Raw genomic sequence first — 24,330 nt, forward strand, 5'->3', positions numbered from 1 at the left:
GCGGGGCGCGGGGAGGCGGGGGCTCACTGCGCGCGGAAGCCCTCGGCGGGGCGGAGGCGCGCGGCGTAGAGGCTGGGCACGATCGTGGCGGCGAGGCAGATGAGGATGGCGATGCAGCCCGTGATGATGAACTCCTGCGGGCGCGCCTGGACGGGGAGGCGGGAGATAAAATAGACCTTCGGGTCAAGCGGGAAGCCGTACACAAGGAGCCCCTTGCACACCGCCACGCCGAGCAAGAGGCCCAGTGTGGTGCCCGCGACGCCGATGATCCCGCCCTGGTAGAGGAAGATGCGCAGAACGGCGGCGTCCGTCGCGCCCATCGCCTTGAGGACCGCGATCTCCTTCTTCTTGTCGAGCACCACCATGATCAGCGTCGCGATCACCGTGAACGCGGCGACCACGATGATGAGCGCCAGCACAGCGCTCATGCCGATCTGCTGGATGCGCAGCGCCGTGAAGAGCCCGTGGTTCAGCTCCTCCCAGTCCATCGTGTAATAGAGCCCGCTGCCGAGGAGCTTGCTGATCTCGCGCGCGATGCCGCTCGCATTGTCGATGTCGTCGACCTTCATCTCGACGCCGGTCACCGTGTCGCCCTGGTCGTAGAACGCCTGCGTCTCGTAGAGATCGGCGTACGCCAGCTTGGTGTCGTACTGCTCGAAGCCGGCCTCGAAGATCGCGATGACCCGGAATCGCTTGGCGACCGGCGGCTTGATGGCGCCGTTCGCGAACGAGAAGCCGATCGTGGGCGAGGTGACAGTGACGCACTGCCCGATGTCGAGCGACAGGTTCTTCGCCAGCGCGGCGCCGATCACGATGCCCGGCATCCTGGCGATCTGCTCCTTGTCGGCGCAGGGGTCCGGATCGACCTCGGGCGGTAGCTCGTCGTCCTCCGGGAGAACGCTGCCATAGCCGCCCTGCGGCTCGATCGAGCCCCGCGGGGCGCCCTCGTCGATCGCGACCTCCGCCTCCTCGGCCTCGGCGCCCGGCGCGCCTTCAGCCTCGGCCGCGCGGGACGTCGGGGGCGCGAGCGCGGCGTCGCGCGCGGCCGCGGCGCGCTCGTCCTCGCGGATCCGCGCCTCGTAGGCCTTCAGCAGATCGATCTCGGGGCCCGCGTCCGGCGCGAGCGCGCCCCGCGCGCCAGCGTCCGGCTCCAGGATGGGGACCTCGGGCAACGACGGCACGGCGCGCTCGGCGGGCTTCGAGCCAGGGCGCCGCAGCCCGGTGAGATCGCCGCCCGGGAGGATGTGACGGGGCAGGTCGAGCACGGCCGTGGAGGCGCCCTCGGTTCCGACGCCGAGGCTCCTGGCCGGGTCGACCCCCTTGACCAGGACGCCGGTCGCCGTCGCGTCGCCGTGCGTCAGCATCATGGGGTTGATGCTGAATGGCGCGACGCCGATGACGCCGGGAACCTTGGAGACCTGCTCCATGATCGAGCGGTACTCACGGAAGTCCGTCGAGTACTTGATCACCAGGACGTGCGCGTTGACGCCCAGGACCTTCTCGCGGAACTCCGCCTGAAAGCCCCCGGTCACGCTCATCACGGTCGCGAGCGCCGCGACCCCGAGCGCGACCCCGAGGATCGCGAACGTGGTGCCGACCGAGATGAACGCCCGCTTCTTGGAGCCGAGATATCGCAGCGCGACCTCGATAGGGTAGCTCATCGCGGTGCCCTCCTAGCAGAACGCGGCGCGCGCGGCACGCTGGGCCGCCATGGTCGGCGGCGGGCCGACACGCCGTCGACGCGTGCTCGGCGCGGCCTTTCGCGCGCGGGGTCCGCATGATCTCGCTTCCCGGACCGAACGCCTGCTAGAATCCAACCCTGTCGCAGCTGCCGGCATGTGGCGTGCACTTTTGCCCGCGAGCCTTTCATGAGCGCCACCAAAAACGAGCACCACACCGCGCGCAGCAGGGTCTTCAACGCCGAGGAAGGCGCGCTCGAGGAGGCACCCCCGTCGCGCCCCAAGAGCGCGGCGGGCGGGCCTCGCTCGTCCGGTGTCGCGGCCGCGTTCGCGCCGTCCTCCATGGAGCCGAGCGGCGCCGATGATGACGTGCCGGTCGAGGTCGAGCTCCGCCCTTCGTCGAGGCCCTCCAGGGCAGGATGGGTCGAGGGGCCTGCGAGCGAGGTGCCGCCGAGCTTCCGGGCGCCGCCGCCGCTGCGCCAGATGGCCCCGCGGTTCGGGCGGCAGAGCGAGCCCGACGCTGACGAGATCAGCGGGCGAACGAGCCCGGTGCCGATCAGCGAGGGGGAGCCTTCCCTGGAGATCCCGCCGCCGGACGAGGTCGAGCCGCGCGAGCGGCGGCCGCCGGGCGCCAAGGACCCTTACATCGGGACGACCTTCGACCACCGGTACAAGATCGAGCGGCTGCTCGGCGAGGGCGGGATGGGGTTCGTCTACCTCGCCCGTCACAAGGTCATCGACAAGCGCGTCGCGGTGAAGGTGCTCCGCGCGGAGCTCGCCAGGGACCGCGAGATCTTCGAGCGCTTCGTGCAGGAGGCCCGCTCCGCGTCGAGCATCGGCAACCCGCACATCGTGGACATCTCCGATTTCGGCGACCTGCCGGACGGCTCCACGTACTTCGTCATGGAGTACCTGGAAGGCGTGAGCCTGGCGCAGCTCATCGACTCGCCGAACGAGCTGCCGATGGAGCGCATCTGTCACATCGCGCTGCAGCTGTCCGCGGGGCTCGCCGCCGCGCACGACGCCGGCATCATCCACCGCGATCTCAAGCCGGACAACGTCTTCGTGGTCGCCCGCGGCAGCGATCCGAACTTCGTGAAGATCCTCGACTTCGGGATCGCGAAGGTGTCGACAAGCACGACGACCAAACTGACGCGCGCTGGCGCGGTGTTCGGGACGCCGCACTACATGTCCCCGGAGCAGGCCGCGGGGGCGCCCATCGATCACCGGACCGACATCTATTCGCTCGGCGTGATGCTCTACGAGCTCGTGAGCCGCCAGCTCCCGTTCAACGCCGACAACTTCATGGGGATCCTGACGCAGCACATGTACAAGGCGCCGGTCCCCATCCGCGCGCTCGTCGGCGGCCCCGACTGCCCGCCTGGGCTCGAGGCGGTGATCCTGAAGTGCCTCTCCAAGAAGCCGGAGTCGCGCTACCAGACCATGGGCGATCTCCACACCGACCTCGAGCAGGTGAAGTGCGGGGGCGTGCCGGGCGCGGTCGCGGAGATGATGGCGCGCTCGGGCGGCTTCAACGTGCCGCACGATTACTTCAAGACCTCGAAGGTGATCGTCCCCGCGACGCCGCCGTCGCCGCCGCGCTCGCCTTGGCCCCGCTACGTATGGGTCGCCGGGGCGGCGGCCGCGGTGGGGATCGTGACGGCGATCTTCGTCATCGGCGCGAGCGGGTCCGCCAGGGACAACGCCCAGAAGGCGCAGAAGCCGCCGGTCGAGGCGCCCGCCAAGCCAGCGCCCCCCGAGCCGCCGCCGGTCCAGAAGTCGGTGGTCGCGCTGGCCGCGGTGCCGGAGACGGCGGTCGGCTACCGCAACGGCGTGGAGCTGAAGCTGCCGGCGAGCATCGACGTGGAGCAGGGGCAGACGGTCACGATCGACATCCGGGCCGAGGGGTACCAGCCCAGCACGGTGGTGCTCGACGGCACCGAGCCGAGCAAGCTCGTGAAGCTCGAGGCCGACGAGAAGAGCGGTCCGAAGGTGAGGCCCGGGACGGGACGGCCGCCGGCGGTGCCGACGACCCGGACCCCCAAGAACCCGGATGTCCGGGACCCCTGGGCTCACCCGAAGAAGTGAGCGTGCGCTCGGCGGGGGCCCTGCTCGCCGTGCCCCGTGATAAGCCGCAGGCGTGACCCGGATCGATCACCTCATCGACGCCGTCCCCGAGGACGTGCTCGGCATCTGTCGCCGCCTCCGCGAGCGCGGCAAGCGCGGCTGGATCGTGGGCGGCTGCGTGCGCGACCTGCTCCGCGGGCAGGACGCCAAGGACTGGGACGTCGCGACCGACGCGCGGCCGGAAGAGGTCGTGGCCGCGTTCCGGAAGGTGATCCCGACCGGGATCCAGCACGGGACGGTGACCGTCCTCGTGCGCGGCGTGCCGTACGAGGTCACGACCCTGCGCGGCGACGGGACCTACAGCGACGGCAGGCGGCCGGACCGGGTCGAGTTCGTGGACGACATCACCGCGGATCTCGCGCGGCGGGACTTCACCATGAACGCCATCGCGATCGATCCGGTGGACGGGCACCTCATCGATCCGTTCGGCGGGCGGGGCGATCTCGAGGCGAAGATCATCCGCGCGGTCGGGGATCCGGGCGAGCGGTTCGCTGAGGACGGGCTGCGGGTGCTGCGCGCGGCGCGCTTCGCCGCGACGCTGGAGGGCACGCTGGACCCCGAGACCGAGCGCGCCATGGGCACCGCGCGGTCGCACCAGACGTTCCGCTGCGTGAGCGCGGAGCGGGTGCGCGACGAGTGGCTGAAGGCGATGCGCGCGCGCCGCCCGAGCGTGGCGTTCGAGATCATGCGCCGGACGGAGCTGCTGGCGATCACCTGCCCGGAGATGATCGAGTCGGTCGGGTGCGAGCAGAACCGATGGCACGCGTACGACGTGTGGGGGCACGCGATGGCCTGCCTCGACGCGTGCAAGCCCGAGCCGATCCTCCGCGTTGCGGCGCTGATGCACGACATCGGGAAGCCGAGGACGCGTGAGTTCTCCGAGAAGACGAAGGACTACACGTTCTACGAGCACGAGCGGATCGGGGCCGAGATGGCCGACCCGATCCTCACGCGGCTCCGCTTCTCGAACGATGAGCGCGCGCGGATCGTGGCGCTCATCCGACACCACCTGATCTGCTACGACGACACCTGGACGGACGCAGCGGTGCGCCGCTGGCTCCGCCGGGTGACCCCGGCGCTGGCGCCGGATCTCTACGAGATCGGCTTCGCCGACGCGCTCGGCAAGGGGCGCGAGGCGACCGAGGACATCGCCACGATAGGGCGGCTCCGGGAGCGTGTCGAGGCGCTGCTCGCGGCGGGCGCCGCGCTCTCCGCCAAGGATCTCGCCGTGAACGGCAATCGATTGATGAAGGAGCTCGGCATTCCGCCGAGCCGGCTCGTCGGTGAGCTCCTGGAGCGTCTTGTCGAGCTCGTCACCGAAGAGCCCGAGGCGAACACGCCGGAGCGCCTGCTCGCGGCGGCGCGCGAACTCGTCGCCTCGAAGAGCGCAGTCTAGCGCCTCCCCCCGTCGCAAAGTTGCGACTCCCGTCGCGGAGCGGCCGAGGGGGGCTGTGAGGATGGCTGTGCGCCGCGCTCGCTGCGTGTACCCGAGGGTGGTCTCGTCTGGCTGCCCGGGGCCGCATCGTCGGGCGTCGCTCCCGTTCTCCCGCCCTCGGCCATCTCCTCGCTCCTTTGGTGAGCCTGTCCCAGAGGGCGAGTCGAACGGTCGTGGACAAGGTACCTGGACCGACAACGGTGGTCGGTTGTCTACCTCATGTCGATCTAGATTATTTCATGTCGATCGCGTCCACTGGGACGTGAGTCTGGTAACATCCGTCGCTGCGCATTGTCGCGTTCCCCAATTTGGAGGTCATTTTGAAGCTCTCGACGAAGACGCTTGTTGGGCTGGTTGGTCTGGGTTTGCTTGCGGCGGCGGCAGCCATCGGTGGGTGCTCCGGCGGGGGTGGTGAGGCGAGCCCGGGCAATAGCGGCTCTGGAAGCGGCAGCGGCAGCGGCAGCGGCGGCAGCGGCAGCAGCGGCGAGACGTCCGGGAGCGGGCTCGGGGGCGATGATGGGTTCGATGTCGACGCAGGGACCGGGGACAAGGACGCGGCGCTCAACGAGGACACGGCGTGCATCGCGACCCGATTGCAGGCCGATTACCAGCAGCGCCCGGCCGACATCATCTTCATCATCGACAATTCGGGGAGCATGACGGACGAGATCAACAGCGTCCAGCGGAACATCAACCAGAACTTCGCCTCGATCATCGCGGCGAGCAAGATCGATTACCGCGTCATCATGCTCTCGAAGCACGGCAGCTCGGATGTGGAGCAGTCGGTCTGCATCGAAGCGCCGCTCGGCAGCGGGAGCTGCTCGCCGGTTCCACAGAACCCGAACAGCAACCCGCCGCACTTCTACCAGTACAGCCTGGAGGTCGGCAGCCTCGACTCGCTCTGTCTGGCGATCGACACGCTGAATGGGGCGATCCAGCCCCGGGGAGAGACCACGTCGCCCGGGTGGTCGCAGTGGCTGCGGAAGGAGTCGCTGAAGGTGTTCGTCGAGATCACCGATGACGGCGTCGACTGCACGACGAAGTCGCTCGGCGCGGACAAGGCGGTCTTCGACGATGGGGCTGACATCAAGCTCTTCGACACCGCCGATGATGATCCCGCGAACGAGAACGTCGCTGGCGGCACCACCTCGGCAGAGGCCTTCGACGCGGCCCTGACGGCGATCGCACCGGAATTTTTCGGCTCGAAGGACGAGCGCAACTACAAGTTCTTCAGCTTCGTGGGCATCAAGGAGAACAACCCACCGACCGCCCCCTGGCCGCCGGAGGCGCCCGCCACCTGGGAGCAGTGCCGGCCAGACTCGGTCGATCCCGGGACGACGTATCAGGTCCTCAGCGTCATGACCGGCGGGCTGAGATACCCGATCCAGCAGCACGCCACCTACGATGCGGTGTTCCAGGCCATCGCAGACAGCGTGATCTCGGGCGCCAAGCTGTCGTGTGAGATCGAGGTGCCCAAGGCGCCAGATGGGCACTCGATCGACCTGAAGACGGTGCAGATCGAGTTCACGCCGAGCAACGGCGGGCAGAAGCAGACCTTCTCGCAGGTGAAGAGCATCGAGGAGTGCGCCGGGGCGTCCTCGTCCTTCTACATCGAGGGGGGGCTCATCAAGCTGTGCGAGGACACGTGCGCCATGGCGGCGCAAGACAACACCGCGGGCATGGAGCTGCTCTACGGCTGTTCGGTCAACCCGAACTGAGCGAGGAGGCGCTCCCGGGCGCGACACCCCGGGAGCGCCGCCACCTCGGGGCGCCCGGCCGAGCGAGCCCTCTTCGTGGAGGGATCGCGGGAGCCAGGCGCCCGCACCTGCTACCCTGCGCGAAAGGCAGATGCGGGTCGATGTGGCGTGCCGTGCCGGCCACGGCGGGAGCGAAGAGCCCGAGACGGTCACCCTGGGGGAGCGCCGCGTGCGGGTGACGGAGATCCTCGACCGGTGGCCCGGAGGCGATCACCTCTACTTCAAGGTGCGCGGGGACGACGGCGCACGGTACATCCTGCGGCGAGATTTCGAGATCCTCGTCTGGGAGCTCGAGGTCTATGAGGCCGCGGAGGACGAGCGGGGGACCGGTCAGGGGTAGACAGGCCGGCCGCGCACGAAGGTGCGCTGGACGGTCGCGTCGGACGCGAAGACGAGGTGGTTCAGCGTCTCGGCCTCGCCGAGCACGTGCTCGGGGAAGCGGACGGCGATGAAGTCCGCCTCCTTGCCGACGTCGAGGCTGCCGACGACGCGGCCGAGGCCAATGGCGTCGGCGGTGCCCTGCGTGGCCATGACGAAGAGATCCGCCGGGGTCAGGCGGTCGCCGAGACAGAGGGCGTTATCGAAGGCGCTCGACATGCTGCGGCGCATGTCGAAGCTGCGGCCAGCGCCGACGTCGCTGCCCAGGCCGACCGAGACCCCGCGCGCGCGCGGGTCGGAGAGGCGCATGCGGCCGCTGCCCAGGAAGAAGTTCGAGTCCGGGCAGTGGACGACCGAGGAGCCCGTCTCCGCGAGGCGGTCCCACTCGCGCGGCGAGAGGTGAATGGCATGCGCCAGCAGGGCGCGCCCGGTGAGCAGGCCGACGCGGTCGTAGACGTCGACGTAGTCGCGCGCCCAGGGGTGCGCGCGCAACGTGGCCTCGCCCTCGGCCGGGTTCTCGGCGACGTGCGTCTGCACGAGGAGGCCGTGATCGCGGGCGAGCCGCGCGGCCGCCTCCATCAAGGGACGGGAGCAGCTCGGGGCAAAGCGGGGGGTGATCGCGAACTCGAGGAGGCCGCCGCCCTCGCCGTGCCAGCGCTGCACGAGATCGCGGGCGGCGGCGATGGCCTCGTCGCGAGGGACGCGGAGCGCCTCCGGGCAGCTCTGGTCCATGAGCGTGAGGCCGGCGATGCCGCGCAAGCCGGCGGCCAGCAGGGCGCGGAACAGCTGGTCGGTCGCGCCGGCGCACGAGCTGGAGAAGACGACGCATGTGGTCGTGCCCGACGCGAGCAGCCGATCCGTGAACTCGCCGGCGACGAGCCCGGCATACGCCTCGTCGCGGAAGCGGGCCTCCTCGGGGAAGACCGACCGCTCGAGCCAGTCGAGCAGCGGGCCGCTGGCGCTGCCGATGATGCGCGTCTGCGGGAAATGGACGTGCGCGTCGATGAAGCCCGGCATCAACACCGCAGGCCGCAGGTCCAGCACCGGCCCGCGGAAGGCGCCCGGGGCGAACGGCGCTGCCTGGGCGATCCGACCGTCGCTGCCGACCACGAGCAGCGCGTCGTCGATGGTTCGGACCTGAGCGCCGTCGGGCGACGCGGGGATCGGGGTGAGCAGACGACCGCGGTAGGCGCGCGGCGACTCCGGCGAGCGCGCGCTCATCGGATGGCGATCTCGCTCCGGCGGGCCCAGCCCATGAGCAGATCGCCCCCACCGTTCTTCACGACGAGGGCCCACGCGCCCGCCTCGCGCACGATCATCACGATCTCGCCAGCGGCGATGGCGCCGACCTGGGTGCTGTCCGCCCGCGGCTCGTCGAGCAGCGTGATGCCGCGCGAGGCGATGCCCGCCTGGAGGCGCGCAGGCGCGCCCGGGTCCTCCTCGTCGTCGAAGGCAGGGCCGTCGTCGTGAGGTGATGGCCGCTCGTCGGAGCCTGATTCGTCGTCGAACGGGAAACGAGGGTGGACCTGCGCGCGCCGATCCGCCGGGGAATGCCCATCGAGGAGGTGCGCGAACCGGCCTGCGCTCTGCACCCGCGAGCGATCGCCGGCGACCGCTCGCAACACGACAGGCGCCGTCGGGAGCAGCACGACGGCGGTGGCGGCGAGGAGCACGAGCCCGGTCAGCCGATCGAGCTGGCGCGCGCGCGGCGGGGCTGGCGCGGCGCCCGGCGGCTCCGCCCGGGCAGCGAGGCGCGTGCCGGCGTGCTCGGCGCGCACGTCGCGGGGGCCAGGCGAGGCGCCCTGTCCGGCGGGGGGGTGGTCCATCAGCGCAGAGGATACGCGCTGCGGCGAGCGCGGTCGACTGCGCGGCGGCGCGCGCTCGTCTGCGCGCCGGCGAGCGCGTCAGCGGAGCTCGCGCGGCAGCGGGGCGGCGGCAGGATCGCCGGAGACGGCGCGCTCCGCGGGGACCCCGATCGTGGCGCCGTGGTCCGCGCAGCAGCGGAAGCCCTGCTGGTAGAACATGTGGTTCTCGTCGTGCGAGCGGGTCGAGGGGCGGCAGCGCGTGCGGACAGGGCCCCAGTAGCCGCCCTTCAGGATGGAGGGGCGCTCGCCCTCGCGGACGGAACGGGTCCACTCGTCGATGTTGCCGGTCATGTCGTAGACGCCGAAGGGGCTCCGGCAGCGGGGCTGGACGCCCGACGCCATGCCCTGCCAGAGGCGGTCCATCTCGGCCATGGCCGCGGGGCCGCCCCGCGGGCGCAGCGCGGTCTCGATGTACGGGCGCCAACCCTGATCGACGACGCACGCTTCAGGCTCGCGGACGTAACCGTAGGGGTAGGGGCGCGCCTCCTCGCCCTCGCAGGCGAAGGTCCACTCGGCCTCGTCGCAGAGGCGCTTGCCCTCCTCGGCGCAGAGCTCGTTGGCCTCGTAGAACGAGACGAGGATGAACGGATAAACGCCCTTCTGGTTGGGGTACTCGTAGCGATCCATGCAGAAGTGCATCGGCTTCGCGTCGAGGTCCTTCGACATCGAGAGCCACCTCTCGCGATCGAACTCCGCGCATCGCTCGGGGTAGTCCCTGCTGATCCAGTGCTTGCAGGTGGTCCGCTGCATCTCGTCGATGGAGCGCAGGTCGCCCTGGGCCTTCGGGGCGGGGTCGAGCTTCATGAGGCCGGAGACCTCGACCATGCCCGTCGGGCAGGTGCCGCGGGTGCCCTCGATCTGGTCGGTGGCCTCGCGCGACTCGGCAGGCGACGAGGCGATCTGCCAGTGGCGATCGCGCACGAGGCGCCACTCGAACCGGAGGCGCCGCGGCAGCGAGCCCGTGATGGCGCCCGCGCCGAGCGTCAGCGGCACCGACGGCGCCTCCGCGAGCCGCACCACGAGCAGCGCGAGCGAGGCGAGGCCCAACGCGAAGCCGACGGCGACGGCGGCGCGCAGCGCCCTCGCGCGGGGGGACGCGGGCTTCCGCGTCGAAGGGGCGAATCTGTGCATGAACCCTCGCAGTAAACTCTACTGCGAGGGAGACTCGAAGGCAGACAACTTTTGGCGGAGCCGCCCGAGGTCGTCGAGACGCTCGCCGGACAGGTCACGGGTCTCCCGGGGATCGCTCCCGAGATCGAACAGGAGCAGCCGGTCCCGCTTCTTCCGCTCGATCACGAGGAGCTTGAGCTGCCCGTCGACGACCGCGGAGCGGCGGGCGGTGCGGGCGAACACCGGTCCCCGGGGCGCGCGCTCGGCGCCGGTGGCGATCGCGGCCAGGGAGGCGCCTTCGACGGCCGTGGCCTCGGCGCCGCCGACGTCGAGGACGGTGGGCGCGATGTCGACCGTGCTCACCGGATGCGGGTAACGGCCTGGCGCTGCGCCGGGGAGGGCGATGACGAGGGGGACGCGGATCGCCTCCTCGTAGAGCTCGACGCCGTGCCCGACGGGGCCGTGCTCGCCGAGCCCCTCGCCCTGCGAGCCGTGGACGATGACCGCCGTGCGGCCCGCGCGGGGGCCCCTCGCCACGGCGTCGAGGAGGGCGCCGAGCTGCTGGTCGACGTAGGCGATCTCGCCGTCGTAGGCGGCGGTCCTGCCGGCGCCGAAGCGGATGCCGGGGTGGGCGAGGTACCGCTCGTGGGCGTCGAAGAGGTGGAGCCAGAGGAAGATCGGCTGGGTGCGCTGGGCATACCCCTCGAGGAGCTCGATGGCCTTCTTGACCGCGAGGTGGCCGGTCGCCTCGCGCTCCGGGTGGGCGTCGCCGTAGACGGTCTCGAAGCGGTCGAACCCTTGATCGAAGCCGCGCTCCTGGCTGATCCACGTGAACGAGCTGACCGCGGCGGTGAGGTAGCCGGCGCGCTTCATCCGCTCCGCGAGGGTGTCGTTCTCGGGCAGCAGCGTCGGCCACTCGCGGCGGTCGCGCGCCGCTCGGTTGAGGCGGCGGCCGGTGACGAGCGGCGAGATGGCCCGCTGCGTCTCGCTCGATGCAGCGTAGGCGCGCTCGAACAGCACGCCGCGGGCCGCGAGCTCGGCGAGCCGCGGGCTGGTGTCGCGGCCGTAGCCGTAGGCCGACGTGTGGTCAGCGCGGACCGTGTCGAGCGTGATGAGGAGGACGTCGGGGCGCGTCGGCGCGGCGGCGGGCGCGGGGGACGCAGGCGTGGTCCCGGCGGGGGAGATGGTCTTCGTCAAGACGGCCGGGATGACCGCGCCGCCCTCGTCGCGCGCGGCAGGCGCGGAGGCGGCGCGCACGCGCGCGCTCAGGGCCGCTGGCGGGGCGCCGGCGGGAGCGGCCGGCGGGGCGCCGGAAGCGGCGGCCGGCGGGGCGCCGGCAGCCGCGGTCGTCAGCGCGCCGGCAGGCGAGCCCGCGACGGCCCTGGCGGGCAGGGGGGCGGCGCCCTCGTGGGCTCCGTCGCTGCAGTCCTGATCGATGCCGTCGCCCGGCGTTTCCCGCGCGCCGTGATACCGGGTGGGATCGCCCTCGTCGCAGTCGAGGCCGCCGAAGTGCGAGCCCATCCCGTCGCCGTCGCGGTCGGTCCACTGCTCGAGCGCGCTGAAGAGGGTGGCCGCGAGCCCGCCGCCGGCGCGCACGGCCTGGCCGAGCGGCGGGAACGACTCGATCCGGGCGGTCGCGGTCATGAGGACCAGGGCGGCGAGCGGGACGCCCGCGACGCCGGCGATGCGGCCGACGGCCGCGCTGAGGTCGACGCTCGAGACGAGCGCGGTCGCCACGAGCGCGATGGCGCCGTCGACGATGGCGGCGCGCACGGCGGCCCCGGCGTCGCCGGTCGTGTTGGCCGCGTGGGCGGCGAGCGGAGCGAAGGCGGCGACGAGCGGCACGACGCCGATGGCCGTGCCGGCGACGGCGAGGAGCCACGGCTTCACGCCGCGGGCGGCGAGGCGATCGCCGAGCGCGACGAGGCGCTGGGTGACGAGCGCCGCGGCCGCGACGCCGGCGAGGCCGAGGACGCCGAAGGTCGCGCCGGCGAGGCCTCGGTGGTGGGTCGCCGCCTTGAGGAGGGCGGCGAGCGCGGCGAGCACCGGGAAGGCGACGCCGATCCAGAGCGCGACACGGAGGACGGCGAGCCGCTCGCCGCCCGCGCCGACGATGCCGCGGAAGCCGCGGCCGGCGGCGCGCGAGAGGATGAGCGCGAGCGTGACGAGCGGGAGCAGGACGGCGGTGCCGACGAGGAGCCCGTCGAGGAAGGACGCGCCGGCGCGGGCGGTGCGCAGCGCGGTCGGCACGGCGGAGAGCGAGGCGACGCCGAGGCCGAGCACGCAGGCCTCGCCGAGGCGGGTGGTCCAGGCGCTGCGGCGCGGCGGCGGAGGGGCGGACCGCCCCGGCGGGGAGACGGACCGCCCCGGCGGCGCGCTCTGCCGGGCGGGCGGACCGCTCGTCGATCGCGGCGGGACGCTGTCATGAGAGCCGGCGGCGCTCGGCGGCGGCGGGGGACCTGGTTCGGCGGTGATCATGGGCACGCAGGGGGGAGGGCCGCGGGGGCGCCTCGCGAGGGCCTGTCGCGCCTGGCCGCGAGGTCGTGCGCCCTGGAGAACGGGGCCTACCATCGGTGTACCGGGCCGCAAAGTATCCTGCGGGAGCGGACGAGCCCGAGGCGCCGGCGGCCGGAATCCGAACGTGCCGGCGGCCCCCCCCGGGCTCGTCAGGCCTGAGGCCGAGCCGACGGGGCGCCCGGACGCCCGCTCATCGGCAGTCCGCTGGACCAGCCCCTCGCCATGCCCTGCACCATGGCCTCGTAGTCGGTCGCCTTGCTCCTGCGATCCCTCGCCTCGCAGAGCGCCGGATCAGTCGCGAACAGCGAGCGCGCGAGGTCGCGGGCGCCCGCGTTGATCGCGGCGTTCTTGGCGTGGCGCCGCTTCGTGAAGGCGGTGAACGCCTCCTCGAGGGAGGCCGCGTTGCCCAGGCAGTCGGCCAGGTGCCACGCGTCTTCGAGGGCCTGACTGGCGCCTTGGCCCGACGTGGGCAGCGCCGCGTGCGCGGCGTCGCCGAGCAGCAAGACGTTGTCTCGATGCCACGTGTCGATGGGATCGTGATCGTGGACGTAGATCTTGTTCATGCGCTCGAGGGGCGTCTCCTCTATCAATTCCGGTATCGGGCTCGGCCACCCGTGGAAGAGGGCGCGGAGCTCGGCCCGGTAATCCGCTGGCTCCTTGCCCCGAGCTTCAGGGCAGGCCGCGGCGCCGGCCCAGTACGCCTTCGACCGAGATACGGGCACGACGCCGAAGCGCACGCCGACACCCCAGCAGTCCATCACCTCGATTTGCGATTCCGAGAACACCGCACGATCGCTCTCGAACGTGCCAAGCCAGTTGACGAAGCCCTGATATCTCGGGCGATTGTCGCCGTGCACGAACGCCCTCGCGACCGATCTCATCCGCCCGTCCGCTCCGAGGATCACATCCGCCGCGACGGTCGCTCCGTTCGCGAAGTGAACGGTCGCCGAGCCGGTGGCCGAGGGCTCGATGCGATCGGCGGCGTGCCCGTAACGCACACGGATATCCAGTCCGGTGACGCGGGACAGCAGCGCCGCCTGGAGCTCTCTCCTCAGCACCGAGAGGCTCGGGGACCCCATGAGCTGGTCCAGCTTCCGGATGTCCAGCGCGCCGAGCTCCTCGCCGGTATACGAGACCCTTCGCATCCGGGTCGGGCGCCCCGCCAGCCTGGCGACCGATTCCAGGAGCCCGAGCTCCTGGAGCACGAAGGAGGCGTTTGGCCAGCAGACGATCCCCGCGCCGATGTCCGTTGGCGCAGCGTGTCGCTCGAAGACCTCGACCTCGAACCCCCGTCCGGCGAGGGCGATCGCCGCGCTCAACCCGGCGATCCCGCCTCCAAGAACCGCTATCCTCAACATGAACCTTCCCGTGCTCTCTCGTGGCCTGCCTGCGACCAGCGACCACGTTCCTTCCAACGACGCAGCCGGGGTTCCCTACCACATGCCCCGCGCGCTGCACGCGGCGCTGTTCCGAGGCATTCGTCCCCTGTGACGCGTCATGTTCGGTCGCCCAGGCCCTCGACCCGCGGAGGCGGCCCCCCATCCGAGCCGCTGCCCCCCGACCTCGAGCCCGCCTGGTCCGGACGGCGCAACGGCGGACACCGTCGGAGATGTGCGCCGGCGCCGCCGCGACCCCGGTTCTCCTTGCCCAGGACCCCCCGGCGACTTGTATCGTCACAAAGACGCGGCCCTTGCTTCTTCAGCCGCCCTGTCCTTCATCCCATCCAAGGAGCTCTCCATGACGCTGCTGCGACGTCGCGCTTCCGTCTCCGCGCTGATCTTGCTCGCCTTGTCCGCCTGCGGAGACGACGATGCGGTGAGCGAGACCGGGCTGTCGTGCGGTCCAGGCACGAAGGCCGCTGACGGGGTGTGCGTGCCTTCGGCGACGAGCCCCGATGTCGTCTGCGGCGAGGGCACCGAGGACGTCGACGGCGTGTGCGTGCCTTCGGCGACGAGCCCCGGTGTCGTCTGCGGCGAGGGCACCGACGCCGTCGACGGGGAATGCGTCCCGACCGCGCTCCAGCCCGGGCATTTCCTGAGCCCGCTGGTGCAGCTCCAGAGTTTGCACGACGTGGGGAGCCATACGGACGAGGTCCGCGTCCGCGACGACAACTTGCTCCTCAATTGCAGCTACACGTTCAACGTCATTCACGCGGAGGACCCCGCCGACATGGAGGTGCTCGCGGGGGGGCTCAAGCACACAATCCCCGGCGATTCCCGCACGCCCGGCTGCAAGCACCTCGCGTGGGACGACGATCTCGTCTTCACCACGCACCTCGGCAACATCCGGAACCCGGCCTTCCTCAGCGGCTGGGACATCAGCGATCCCGAGGCCCCGGTTCAGCTCCCCGTCCTGCAGGAGCAGGGGATCAGCTACGAGGGGGTCGACGTCGCGAACCACACCATCTTCGTGGGGCTGCACGGAGATGGCCTCGGCGTCTACCGCTACGACAGCACGGTCGGGTTCGCGCGGGTCGGCAGCCTGGGTGGATTCACCAATGCGTGGGGGGTCGCGGCGCGCGACAACCATGTCTTCGTCGCCGACGGCGTGGACGGGCTCGTCACGGTCGACGCGACGGACCCGACGGCGCCGGTGGAGCTCGGCCGCGTGGCCACCGGCGGCCAGGCGAAGGGCGTCGTCGTGGACGGCGACTTCGCTTATGTGGCGGCGGGCTCTGCGGGCGTCGCCGTTGTCGACATTTCCGACCTCGCGCGCCCGGTCGTTGTCGGTCGCGCCGAGATGCCCGGGACCCCGCTCCGCCTGGCCTACTCCGAGCGCCGCCTCTTCGTCGCCGCGTGGAACGACGTGCGCGTGTACGACGTGTCCACGCCCGCCGCACCGACCTTCATCGCGGCCGTGCGCATCCCGAGGGCGTTCGAGTACGAGGATCCGGATCGCGAGCTCCCCACGATGCGCACCTTCGGCGTCGCCGCCCGGGGTCAGGACGTGTTCATCGGCACCTGGGAGAACCCGTATTCCTACCGCCTCGAGCCGGACCGCCTCGCCCCCAACATCCGTCTCCCGGAATCCGCTGCTCGGATCGATTTCGGCCCGGTCGCGGCCGGGAACACGAAGACGCTCCCGCTCGAGGTCACGAACCAGGGGACGGCGCCGCTCACGCTGGTGGACAACTGGGTCAGCGGCTCCGCGTTCAGCGTCGAGCCGCGCCAGGCCCGGATCGCGCCCGGCGAGAAGCTCGAGCTCAACGTGACCTACCTCGCCTCGGCGACGGACCAGGAGGTCGGTTATCTCCACATCGTCTCGGACGACCCTGCGGCCCCGGTGCGAAAGACCTACCTCGTCGGCAACGCGCCCGGCGTGAGCGTCGGCGCGCCCCTGCCCGCGACCACGGGCACGATGCTGGACGGCACGACATGGACCTCGGAGGAGTCGGCAGGAGGCGTGCTTCTGCTCACCTACTTTGCCACCTTCTGTCCGGTCTGCGCCAACCACCTGCCGGACACCGAGGAGCGCTTCTGGCTCAAATACAAGGACCAGGGCCTGCAGATCGTGGCCCTTAACCCGAGGGAGCCGGTCGATCAGATCGGCCAGGTGCAGGCGTATTGCGACAACATCAAGGTCAGCTTCCCGGTCGGGCTCGAGGAGACCGCGAGCACCTACGCCGCCGTGACATCCAATTTCCCAGGCCCCAACCCGTTTCCGGTCGACGTGATCGTCGGCAAGGACGGCATCGTCCGGTACGCCAGCCACGAGTACGACCCCGACGCCATGACGGCGGTCATCGAGCAGGCGCTGGCCGAATGATGAAGCGCGCCCTGCTCCTGGTGGTCGCGCTGATTGCGTCCGCTTGCGACGGAGGCGGCGGCTCGACCAGCGGGGCGGGGGACGCCGGCGGCGGCGCAGCGACGGGCGGCGGCGCCGGAGGCGGCGGCAGCGCGGCGACCAGCGGCGGTGGCGACGCCGGCGACGGCGGCGGCGGCGCGGCGGGCGGCTCCGGCGCAGGCGGCGCACCGGCGGGTCCAGGCGTGACCGGGGTGCTCGCGGACGAGGCGGGACAGCCCATCGGCGGAGCCACCGTGCTGTTTTGCAATACCGCGGTCTGCTACTCGGACCGATCGAGGGCGGATGGTCGCTTCACCTTCCTCTGCGACGCGGAGCCGCCCGTCGACTTCGTGCTGAAGTCGATGGAGGACGCGGGGACGACGCCGCGCCGAGGAACGACCATGTTCCCGCTGCGCTTCACCGACGCGGTCACCGTCGACGCGGGATTGCTCTTTGTGCCGCACCTGCCCGCGGGCGCGGTCCTTGGTCCGAACAGCGACGATCCGCAGGTCCTGGAGGTCGGCGATGGCCTCCAGCTCACCGTGAACCGCGCCGCGCTCGCCACGCCGCTCGGCGAGGCCCTCCACGACATCGCGGCCCGGAGGATCCCGCCGGAGCGCGTGCCACCGCTCCCCGATCTCGGCGGGGAGGAGATCGTGGCGGTCTATGCGCTCTATCCGTTCGCGACGACCAGCGACGCGCCCGTCGGGGTCCAGGCCCCCTCGGACCTGGAGCCAGGAACGCCCGTGAGGTTCCGGACCATGAGCGAGTACGACGGCAAGCTCTCGGCTCCAGCCGCAGGGGAGGCCGACGGCGCGGTCGTCAAGACGGCGCCGCTCTCCGGGATCGACGAGCTCACCTGGATCGTGATCTCCAGGTAGCGATCATCGCACCCAGCGATGTGCTGGTGTCAACGGCGAATCGTCAGGCGTGCTCAGTTGACCGTCAATTGACCGTCAATTGACGCTCAGTTGACCTGACGATGACCGACGCTCCTTGCGCGACGCAAGCTGCCGCCAGACGATGTCTTCCAAGCGATATTCCACGTCGATTATCTCGTCTGCCACATAACGGACGTGATGCCGCGTCGGCCTGAGCGCGCACAGCTCTTCGACAGCGCGCTCTCTATCTCTCTCTTCAGGGTCTACCGAGGCGCCGACGAGAACCGGTATCCCGCGCCGGCCTCCGGGCGGCTGTCCACCGTCGTGATGCCGGCGCTGGCCGCCTGTGAGGGCACGAGGACCCTCCTGCGGAGGCGTCGCCCGCGGATGGCGGTGGAGAGCGCGGAGGCTTCGGAGGTTCGCTGATCCGAGGAAGCTCGGGCCACCGCGGCTGAAGCGGGAGCTGAAGACGGGCGAGACGGGCGCGGAACCCGCTTGACGCTCGTCGCACCCGCAAGCTATGTTCCCCGCATGTCCCGCGCGCTCCCCGCGTCCTGCGCTCGCAGCTGTTCCGAGGCTTTCGTCCTCGGCGGCGCGTCGTGCTCGGCCGTCGAGGTGGGTTCGTGCGTGGCAGGGCTGCGCTGGTGGCGCTGGTGCTCTACCAAGGCGGGCCCTTACCACGGGTAACGCGCCTCCCTGCGGGGAGGACGACCTGAAGGAAAGAAGAAAGAGGGCCCGCCGGAACAACGGTGGGCCTTTTCGTTTTTGTCCGCTATGCAGTGCGCCGCAGCCCGACGCCCGAGTCCCGAGGATCAGTGTCTGCCAGAACAGCCGTGAACATGAGGAGAGAACCATGATGCATGCAGTCATCGATGCGCTCTGCGCCGGCGTGGACCTCTCCGCGGAGCAGACCGAGGCGCTGTTCCGCGATCTGATCGCCGGGGCGCTGACGGAGATCGAGCTCTCCGCGCTGTTCGTCGCGCTCAAGGCGAAGGGCGAGACCCCCGCCGAGATCGCGGGCGCGGCGCGCGCGCTCCGGGGGACGTCGGTGCCGTTCGCGCGGCCGGCCTATGCCTATGCCGACTGCTGCGGCACCGGCGGAGACGGGCAGTCCACCGTCAACGTGTCGACGGCCGTCGCCTTCGTCGCGGCCGAAGCAGGCCTGCCGGTCGCCAAGCACGGAAACCGCTCGGTCTCCTCCCAGTGCGGGTCCGCCGACGCGCTCGAGGCGCTGGGCGCCCGGCTCGACCCGCCGGCCGAGGTCTCGCGCCGCGCCCTCGATGAGGTCGGCTTCTGCTTCCTCTTCGCGCCGCAGTACCACGCCGGGCTCCGCCACGCGATGCCCGTGCGCCGCGCCCTCAAGGTGCGCACGATCATGAACCTGCTCGGCCCCCTCGTGAACCCGAGCGCGCCGCCGATCCAGGTGATGGGCATCTACGATCCGGAGCTCGTCACCCACGCCGCGCGCACGCTCGGCATGCTCGGGTGCCAGGCCGCGCTCGTCGTCCACGGCGGTGGGCTCGACGAGGTCGCCCTGCACGCCCCGACGCGCGCGGCCCGGCTCCGCGATGGGGTCGTCGAGGAGCTCTTGATCGACCCGGCCGACGCGGGGGTCGCGCCGGCGCCGATCGAGGCGCTCCGGGGCGCCGGCCCGGCGGCGAACGCGGCGTGGCTCCGCGACCTGCTCGCCGGGCGCGGCGCGCCCGCGCACCGCGACGCCGTCGCGATCAACGCCGGCGCACTGCTCTGGATCGCCGGGCGCGCCGAGGGGCTACGGGAGGGGACGGCCCTGGCGCTCGACGCGCTGAGCTCCGGGCGCGCGGCGGAGCGGCTCACCCGCTTCGTGGCGCTGAGCCGGGACGGGGCCCAAGAAGCGCGGAAGGAGGCGAAACATGGCTGAGCAGGGCAATGTGCTCGCGCGCATCGTGGAGCGGAAGCGGGCGGACGTGGCGGAGCGCGAGCGGCGGACCCCGCTCGCCAGCCTTCGGGCGAGCGCGCCGCCCACCTCGCGGAGCCTGCGGCGCGCGCTCTCCGCGCCGGGAGCGCGGTTCGTCCTGGAGTGCAAGAAGGCCTCCCCGTCCGAGGGGCTCATCCGGCCGGATTTCGATCCGCACGCCGTCGCCGCCGCGTACTACGGCGTCGCCGACGCGGTGAGCGTGCTGACCGACGAGCCCTTCTTCCAGGGCAGCTTCGAGATCCTCCAGGCCGTGCGCGCGGTCGTGGACGTCCCGATCCTCTGCAAGGACTTCGTCGTGACGCCCTACCAGGTAATCGAGGCGCGGGCGAACGGCGCGGACGCGATCCTGCTCATGCTGTCGGTGCTGGACGATGCGACCGCGCTCCTGTGCCTGGGCGCCGCCGAGGCGCTCGGCATGGACTGCCTCGTCGAGGTCCACGACGAGGCGGAGCTCGAGCGGGCGCTCGCGCTGCCCGCGCCCGTGATCGGCATCAACAACCGCGATCTCAAGTCGCTCAAGGTCGATCTCGCCGTCTCGGAGCGGCTCGCCCCGCGCGTGCCGCGCGATCGGATCGTCATCGCCGAGTCGGGCGTCGAGTCGCGCGCCCACGTGGAGCGGCTCGCGCCCTCGGTGGACGGGTTCCTCGTCGGCACGTCGCTCATGCGCAGCCCCGATATCGCGGACGCCGCGCGCGCGCTGGTGACCGGCAGGGTGAAGATCTGCGGCCTGACCCGGCCCGGGGACGCGCGCGAGGCGGAGCGGCTCGGGGCCCGCTTCGGCGGCCTCATCTTCGCCGAGACGTCGCCGCGGCGGGTGACGCGCGAGCAGGCCGAGATCGTGGTCGCCACGGCCGCGGGGTTGCCCTTCGTCGGCGTTTTCCTCAATCAATCCGTGGATTTCGTCGCCGATACGGCGCGGGCGATCGGGCTGCGCGCCGTGCAGCTCCACGGCGACGAGGACGCGGCGTTCATCGAGGCGCTGCGGCGCGCGCTCCCCGAGGGGTGCGAGGTCTGGAAGACGGTCCCGATGGCGCCGTCCGGGGAGGCAGCCAGCGCGGCGGGCGCCGCGGGCGCGGCCAGCGAGCAGGGCGTGGGCGCGGAGGTCGAGCGCAGCGCCGATCGGCTGGTCTTCGACACGCGCACGGCGGAGGCGCGGGGAGGCACGGGGCGGACGTTCGCGTGGAGCGCGATCGACGGCCACCCGGCGCGCGCTCGGAGCCTGCTCGCGGGCGGGCTGAACCCGGACAACATCGCCGCGGCGCGCCGGGTCGGGACGTGGGGGCTCGACGTCGCGTCGGGCGTCGAGCGCGCGCCCGGCGAGAAGTGCGCCGACCTGCTCGTGCGCCTGTTCGACAGCGCGCGTGGCCCGTCGCGCCACGACCGTGACCCCGCGGCCCCGGCGGACCGCGCCTCCCCCTGACAGCACCTCTCACGACGCACAACGCACAACCGACGATCGAGGCAATCACCATGCAGCAAAGCGGCCGCTTCGGCGCCTTTGGCGGCGCCTATGTCCCGGAGATCCTCGTGCCCGCGCTCGAGCAGCTCGAGCGCGCGTACCTGGAGGCGCGCGGCGATCCGTCGTTCGCGGCGGAGTTCGACGCGTTGCTGACGAGCTACGCGGGGCGCCCGACGCCGCTCACCCTGTGCCGCAACCTGACCGGCGACCCGCGCGTGAAGCTGTACCTCAAGCGCGAGGACCTGCTCCACGGCGGCGCGCACAAGACGAACCAGGCGCTCGGCCAGGGGCTGCTCGCGCGGCGCATGGGCAAGCGGCGGCTCATCGCCGAGACCGGGGCCGGCCAGCACGGCGTCGCGACCGCCATGATCGGGGCCCTGCTCGGCATGCCTACGCGCATCTACATGGGCGCGAAGGACGTCGAGCGGCAGCGGCTCAACGTCTTCCGGATGCGCCTCATGGGGGCCGAGGTGGTGCCCGTGACCTCGGGCTCGCAGACGCTGAAGGACGCCCTCAACGAGGCGCTGCGCTACTGGACCGAGAGCTACGAGGACACGCATTACCTGATCGGGACGGTCGCCGGGCCTCACCCGTTCCCCACGATCGTGCGCGATTTCCAGTGGGTGATCGGCCGCGAGGCGCGCGCCCAGATCCTGGAGGCCGAGGGGCGCTTGCCCGACGCGGTGGTCGCGTGCGTGGGCGGTGGCAGCAACGCCATGGGGATCTTCTCCGAGTTCATCCCGGACACGGACGTGGCGCTCATCGGCGTCGAGCCGGCCGGCCACGGCCTGTCGACCGACAAGCACGGGGCGACGCTCCTCAAGGGCCGCCCGGGCGTGCTGCACGGGTCGGAGACCTACATCCTCCAGGACGAGCACGGACAGGTCGCCGAGACGCACTCGGTCTCGGCGGGGCTCGACTACCCCGGCGTCGGGCCGGAGCACGCGCACCTCATGACGTCGGGCCGGGCGACGTACGTTGCGGCGACGGACGACGAGGCGCTCGACGCGTTCCAGCGGCTCGCGCGCAGCGAGGGCATCATCCCGGCGTTCGAGTCGGCGCACGCGATCGCGCACGCGCTGAAGATGGTGGCGGAGGCGGCGCAGGCAGGGCGCGAGACGGTGCTCGTCGTGAACCTGTCGGGCCGCGGAGACAAGGACATGGAGCAGGCGCAGAGGCTGCTCGATCCCGGGAGGTCGACATGAGTCGGGAGACGGTGACGACGCGCTACGATCGCGCATTCGAGCGGCTGCGGCAGCGGGGTGAGGGGGCGTTCATCCCCTTCCTGATGCTGGGGGATCCCGACCTCGCCACGAGCGCGCGGCTACTGCGCGCGGCGGTGGAGGGCGGCGCGGATGCGATCGAGGTCGGGATCCCGTTCTCGGATCCGATCGCAGACGGCCCGACGATCCAGGCCGCCGCCGTGCGGGCGCTCGAGGCCGGCGTGAGGCCGGCCGACTGCATCGAGCTCCTGGCGCGCTTCCGGGCGGAGGCGCCGGAGGTGCCGATCGGCATCCTGACCTACGCGAACCTCGTGAAGCACCGCGATCTGGCGGGCTTCTACGCGTCGGCGGCCGCGGCCGGGGTCGACAGCGTGCTTGTCGCCGACGTGCCGGTGAAGGAGTCGGAGCCGTACGTGGCGGCGGCGCGCGCCGCGGGGGTGGCGCCGGTGCTGATCGCGCCGCTCAACGCCTCGGAGGCCACGCTGGAGCGGCTCGCGGAGCGGAGCAGCGCGTACACGTACTGCGTCACGCGCAAGGGCGTGACGGGGGCGGACGAGCAGCTGCGCCTCGGCCACGGGGCGCTCTTCGAGACGCTGCGCCGGTTCGGCGCGCCGCCCGCGATCCTGGGGTTCGGCATCTCGAAGCCGGAGCACGTGCGAGACGCCCTCGCCGCCGGGGCGTTCGGCGTGGTCAGCGGGTCCGCGGTCGTCCAGCGGGTCGCGGCGAACGTCGGTGATCCCGAGGCGGCCGCGCGCGCCGTCGCGGGCTTCGTCCGCGAGATGAAGGCGGCGACAGCGCGCTGAGCGCGGGGCCGGGCCGCCGTCCGAGGGCGCGACGGCGGCCGGCCACCGTTCGAGGGGGCAATTGGGGGCTCGCCAGGGGCGCCGACGCCGACCTTGCGGCGCCGGCCCATGGCCCGGCGGCATGGGACGATGGCGTTCCACCCGCGGAGCCGGTCAGGTTCACGGCGGAGCGCCGTCGCTACTGCGCCATGCGTGGTTCGCCTTCAGGGCGGCGAGCCGAGCTCACCGGCACGTGACGTCGCACAGCCTCCCCGCGAGCGCGACGCAGCTCTCGTCCCACCCGAGCGTGCAGCAGAAGCTGTCTCCATCCTCACTTTCGCACACGGTCTCGACGCAGCTGTTGCAGGACGCGTCGAGGGGCGCGCCTTCCTCGCAGAGGTCGTGGGCGCACCCGCAGGCCCGCCCGCAGGCGGCGGTGAGGCCAGCGACGCAGTGGGTGTCCCAGTTGCTCATGCAGCACGCCGGGTCCTCCGCGCACAGCTCGGTCACGCACGGGTCGCAGGCCATGAGGAGGGGCGCTCCTTCCTCGCAGAGGTCGTGGCTGCACTCGGCCGGCGGGCACACGCCGCAGTCGGTGGCGCACGCCTGGCAGTTCTCCCTGTCGGGCTCGCATGTGCCATCACCGCAGACCGGCGGGATCGGCGGGCACACGCCGCAGTCGTCGGCGCACGAATCGCACGTCTCACCGGTGTCACACCGCAGATCGCCGCACTCCGCCGCCCCGCCCTCTCCACCGCCGCCGGTGGCGTCGCCGCCGCCTGTCGAAGCGCTGCTCGCCGAGCCGCCGCCGGCGGCGTCGCCGCCGCCCGTCGAAGCGCTGCTCGCCGAGCCGCCGCCGGCGGCGTCACCACCGCCCGTCGAGGCGCTGCTCGCCGAGCCGCCGCCAGCGTCGCCGCCGCCTGTCGAAGCGCTACTCGTCGAAGCGCTGCTCGTCGAGGCGCTGCTCGTCGAAGCGCTGCTCGTTGAAGCGCTGCTCGTTGAAGCGCTGCTCGTTGAGCCGCCTTGCCCTCCCGCTCCGCCGCCGCCTGCGGCATCGCTGCCACCCGCCGCTCCGCCGCCAGCCGAGCCGCTGCTCGTCGAGCCGCCTTGCCCGCCCGCTCCGCCGCCGCCCGTGGCATCGCTGCCACCCGCCGCTCCGCCGCCAGCCGAGCCGCCTTGCCCGCCCTCTCCGCCGCTGCCTGCCGATCCGCCGGCCCCACCGTGCCCGCCTTGCCCGCCGGATCCGCCGGACCCGCCGGACGTGCTCGCCGCGCTGCTCGGCGCGGCGCTCTCGTCGTCGCCGCAGCCGGCGATCGTGAGGGTCGATGTCAGGGCGAGCAAAGCACAGATGCGGAGTGAACGGTTCATCAGGGGAGC

Annotated in this window: 17 protein-coding genes; 10 read left to right on the top strand and 7 right to left on the bottom strand. The window is 71.9% G+C overall.

Annotated features, from left to right (window positions below; all coding sequences use genetic code 11):
* Positions 1–23 precede the first annotated feature (23 nt).
* Positions 24–1,661, bottom strand: a complete 1,638-nt coding sequence (locus WME79_RS05930; protein WP_437533073.1) for an ABC transporter permease — start codon at positions 1,659–1,661, stop codon at positions 24–26.
* Between the two features lie 207 nt (positions 1,662–1,868).
* Here WME79_RS05930 and WME79_RS05935 point away from each other — a divergent pair, with 207 nt between their 5' ends.
* The 4 genes from WME79_RS05935 to WME79_RS05950 all read left to right on the top strand — a co-directional run bounded on the left by WME79_RS05935 (position 1,869) and on the right by WME79_RS05950 (position 7,338).
* Entirely contained in the window at positions 1,869–3,767 is a 1,899-nt protein-coding gene (locus tag WME79_RS05935) for a protein kinase domain-containing protein (RefSeq protein WP_437533076.1), read from the top strand.
* Positions 3,768–3,819: 52 nt separating this feature from the next.
* Positions 3,820–5,202, top strand: coding sequence for a CCA tRNA nucleotidyltransferase (locus WME79_RS05940; protein WP_437533078.1), 1,383 nt, complete (start codon positions 3,820–3,822; stop codon positions 5,200–5,202).
* Between the two features lie 359 nt (positions 5,203–5,561).
* Positions 5,562–6,959: a hypothetical protein gene (locus WME79_RS05945; protein WP_437533080.1), complete on the top strand. Its 1,398-nt coding sequence runs from the start codon at positions 5,562–5,564 to the stop codon at positions 6,957–6,959.
* Between the two features lie 130 nt (positions 6,960–7,089).
* A complete protein-coding gene (locus tag WME79_RS05950) occupies positions 7,090–7,338 on the top strand; it encodes a hypothetical protein (RefSeq protein ID WP_044964103.1) in 249 nt (82 codons plus the stop codon).
* On the opposite strand, the gene WME79_RS05955 is transcribed toward WME79_RS05950, so the two are convergent.
* The 5 genes from WME79_RS05955 to WME79_RS05975 form a co-directional block, all read right to left on the bottom strand.
* A complete protein-coding gene (locus tag WME79_RS05955) occupies positions 7,329–8,597 on the bottom strand; it encodes a guanine deaminase (RefSeq protein ID WP_437533083.1) in 1,269 nt (422 codons plus the stop codon). The two genes, WME79_RS05950 and WME79_RS05955, sit on opposite strands and share 10 nt — an antisense overlap.
* On the bottom strand, positions 8,594–9,202 hold the full coding sequence (locus tag WME79_RS05960; protein WP_437533086.1) for an SH3 domain-containing protein: 609 nt from the start codon (positions 9,200–9,202) through the stop codon (positions 8,594–8,596). Before WME79_RS05960 ends, WME79_RS05955 begins: the two co-directional genes overlap by 4 nt.
* Positions 9,203–9,280: 78 nt before the next feature.
* Positions 9,281–10,372 carry a formylglycine-generating enzyme family protein gene (locus tag WME79_RS05965; RefSeq protein ID WP_437533089.1) on the bottom strand — a complete coding sequence of 364 codons (1,092 nt, stop codon included), beginning with the start codon at positions 10,370–10,372 and terminating at the stop codon, positions 9,281–9,283.
* Between the two features lie 18 nt (positions 10,373–10,390).
* Positions 10,391–12,829: a sulfatase-like hydrolase/transferase gene (locus WME79_RS05970; RefSeq protein ID WP_437533092.1), complete on the bottom strand. Its 2,439-nt coding sequence runs from the start codon at positions 12,827–12,829 to the stop codon at positions 10,391–10,393.
* 188 nt (positions 12,830–13,017) lie between these two features.
* Positions 13,018–14,226, bottom strand: coding sequence for an FAD-dependent monooxygenase (locus WME79_RS05975; protein WP_437533093.1), 1,209 nt, complete (start codon positions 14,224–14,226; stop codon positions 13,018–13,020).
* A 379-nt stretch (positions 14,227–14,605) separates the two neighbouring features.
* Between WME79_RS05975 and WME79_RS05980 the strand changes: the two genes are divergently transcribed.
* The 6 genes from WME79_RS05980 (at position 14,606) to trpA (ending at position 22,974) form a co-directional block, all read left to right on the top strand.
* Positions 14,606–16,633: a redoxin domain-containing protein gene (locus tag WME79_RS05980; protein ID WP_437533096.1), complete on the top strand. Its 2,028-nt coding sequence runs from the start codon at positions 14,606–14,608 to the stop codon at positions 16,631–16,633.
* Positions 16,630–17,532 carry a hypothetical protein gene (locus WME79_RS05985; RefSeq protein WP_437533099.1) on the top strand — a complete coding sequence of 301 codons (903 nt, stop codon included), beginning with the start codon at positions 16,630–16,632 and terminating at the stop codon, positions 17,530–17,532. Before WME79_RS05980 ends, WME79_RS05985 begins: the two co-directional genes overlap by 4 nt.
* An 856-nt stretch (positions 17,533–18,388) precedes the next feature.
* On the top strand, positions 18,389–19,432 hold the full coding sequence (trpD, locus tag WME79_RS05990; RefSeq protein ID WP_437539774.1) for an anthranilate phosphoribosyltransferase: 1,044 nt from the start codon (positions 18,389–18,391) through the stop codon (positions 19,430–19,432).
* Positions 19,425–20,909, top strand: a complete 1,485-nt coding sequence (gene trpCF, locus WME79_RS05995; RefSeq protein WP_437533102.1) for a bifunctional indole-3-glycerol-phosphate synthase TrpC/phosphoribosylanthranilate isomerase TrpF — start codon at positions 19,425–19,427, stop codon at positions 20,907–20,909. Before trpD ends, trpCF begins: the two co-directional genes overlap by 8 nt.
* A gap of 50 nt (positions 20,910–20,959) precedes the next feature.
* Positions 20,960–22,153 (top strand): tryptophan synthase subunit beta, encoded by a 1,194-nt coding sequence (gene trpB / locus WME79_RS06000; protein WP_437533105.1) that lies wholly within the window; start codon positions 20,960–20,962, stop codon positions 22,151–22,153.
* On the top strand, positions 22,150–22,974 hold the full coding sequence (gene trpA / locus WME79_RS06005) for a tryptophan synthase subunit alpha (RefSeq protein ID WP_437533108.1): 825 nt from the start codon (positions 22,150–22,152) through the stop codon (positions 22,972–22,974). Before trpB ends, trpA begins: the two co-directional genes overlap by 4 nt.
* A 222-nt stretch (positions 22,975–23,196) precedes the next feature.
* On the opposite strand, the gene WME79_RS06010 is transcribed toward trpA, so the two are convergent.
* The gene (locus WME79_RS06010) at positions 23,197–24,321 is read right to left on the bottom strand and encodes a hypothetical protein (RefSeq protein ID WP_437533111.1); all 1,125 of its coding nucleotides are present in this window, start codon (positions 24,319–24,321) and stop codon (positions 23,197–23,199) included.
* Positions 24,322–24,330: the final 9 nt, after the last annotated feature.

The organism is Sorangium sp. So ce726 (assembly GCF_051521405.1).
Taxonomy (GTDB): domain Bacteria; phylum Myxococcota_A; class Polyangia; order Polyangiales; family Polyangiaceae; genus Sorangium.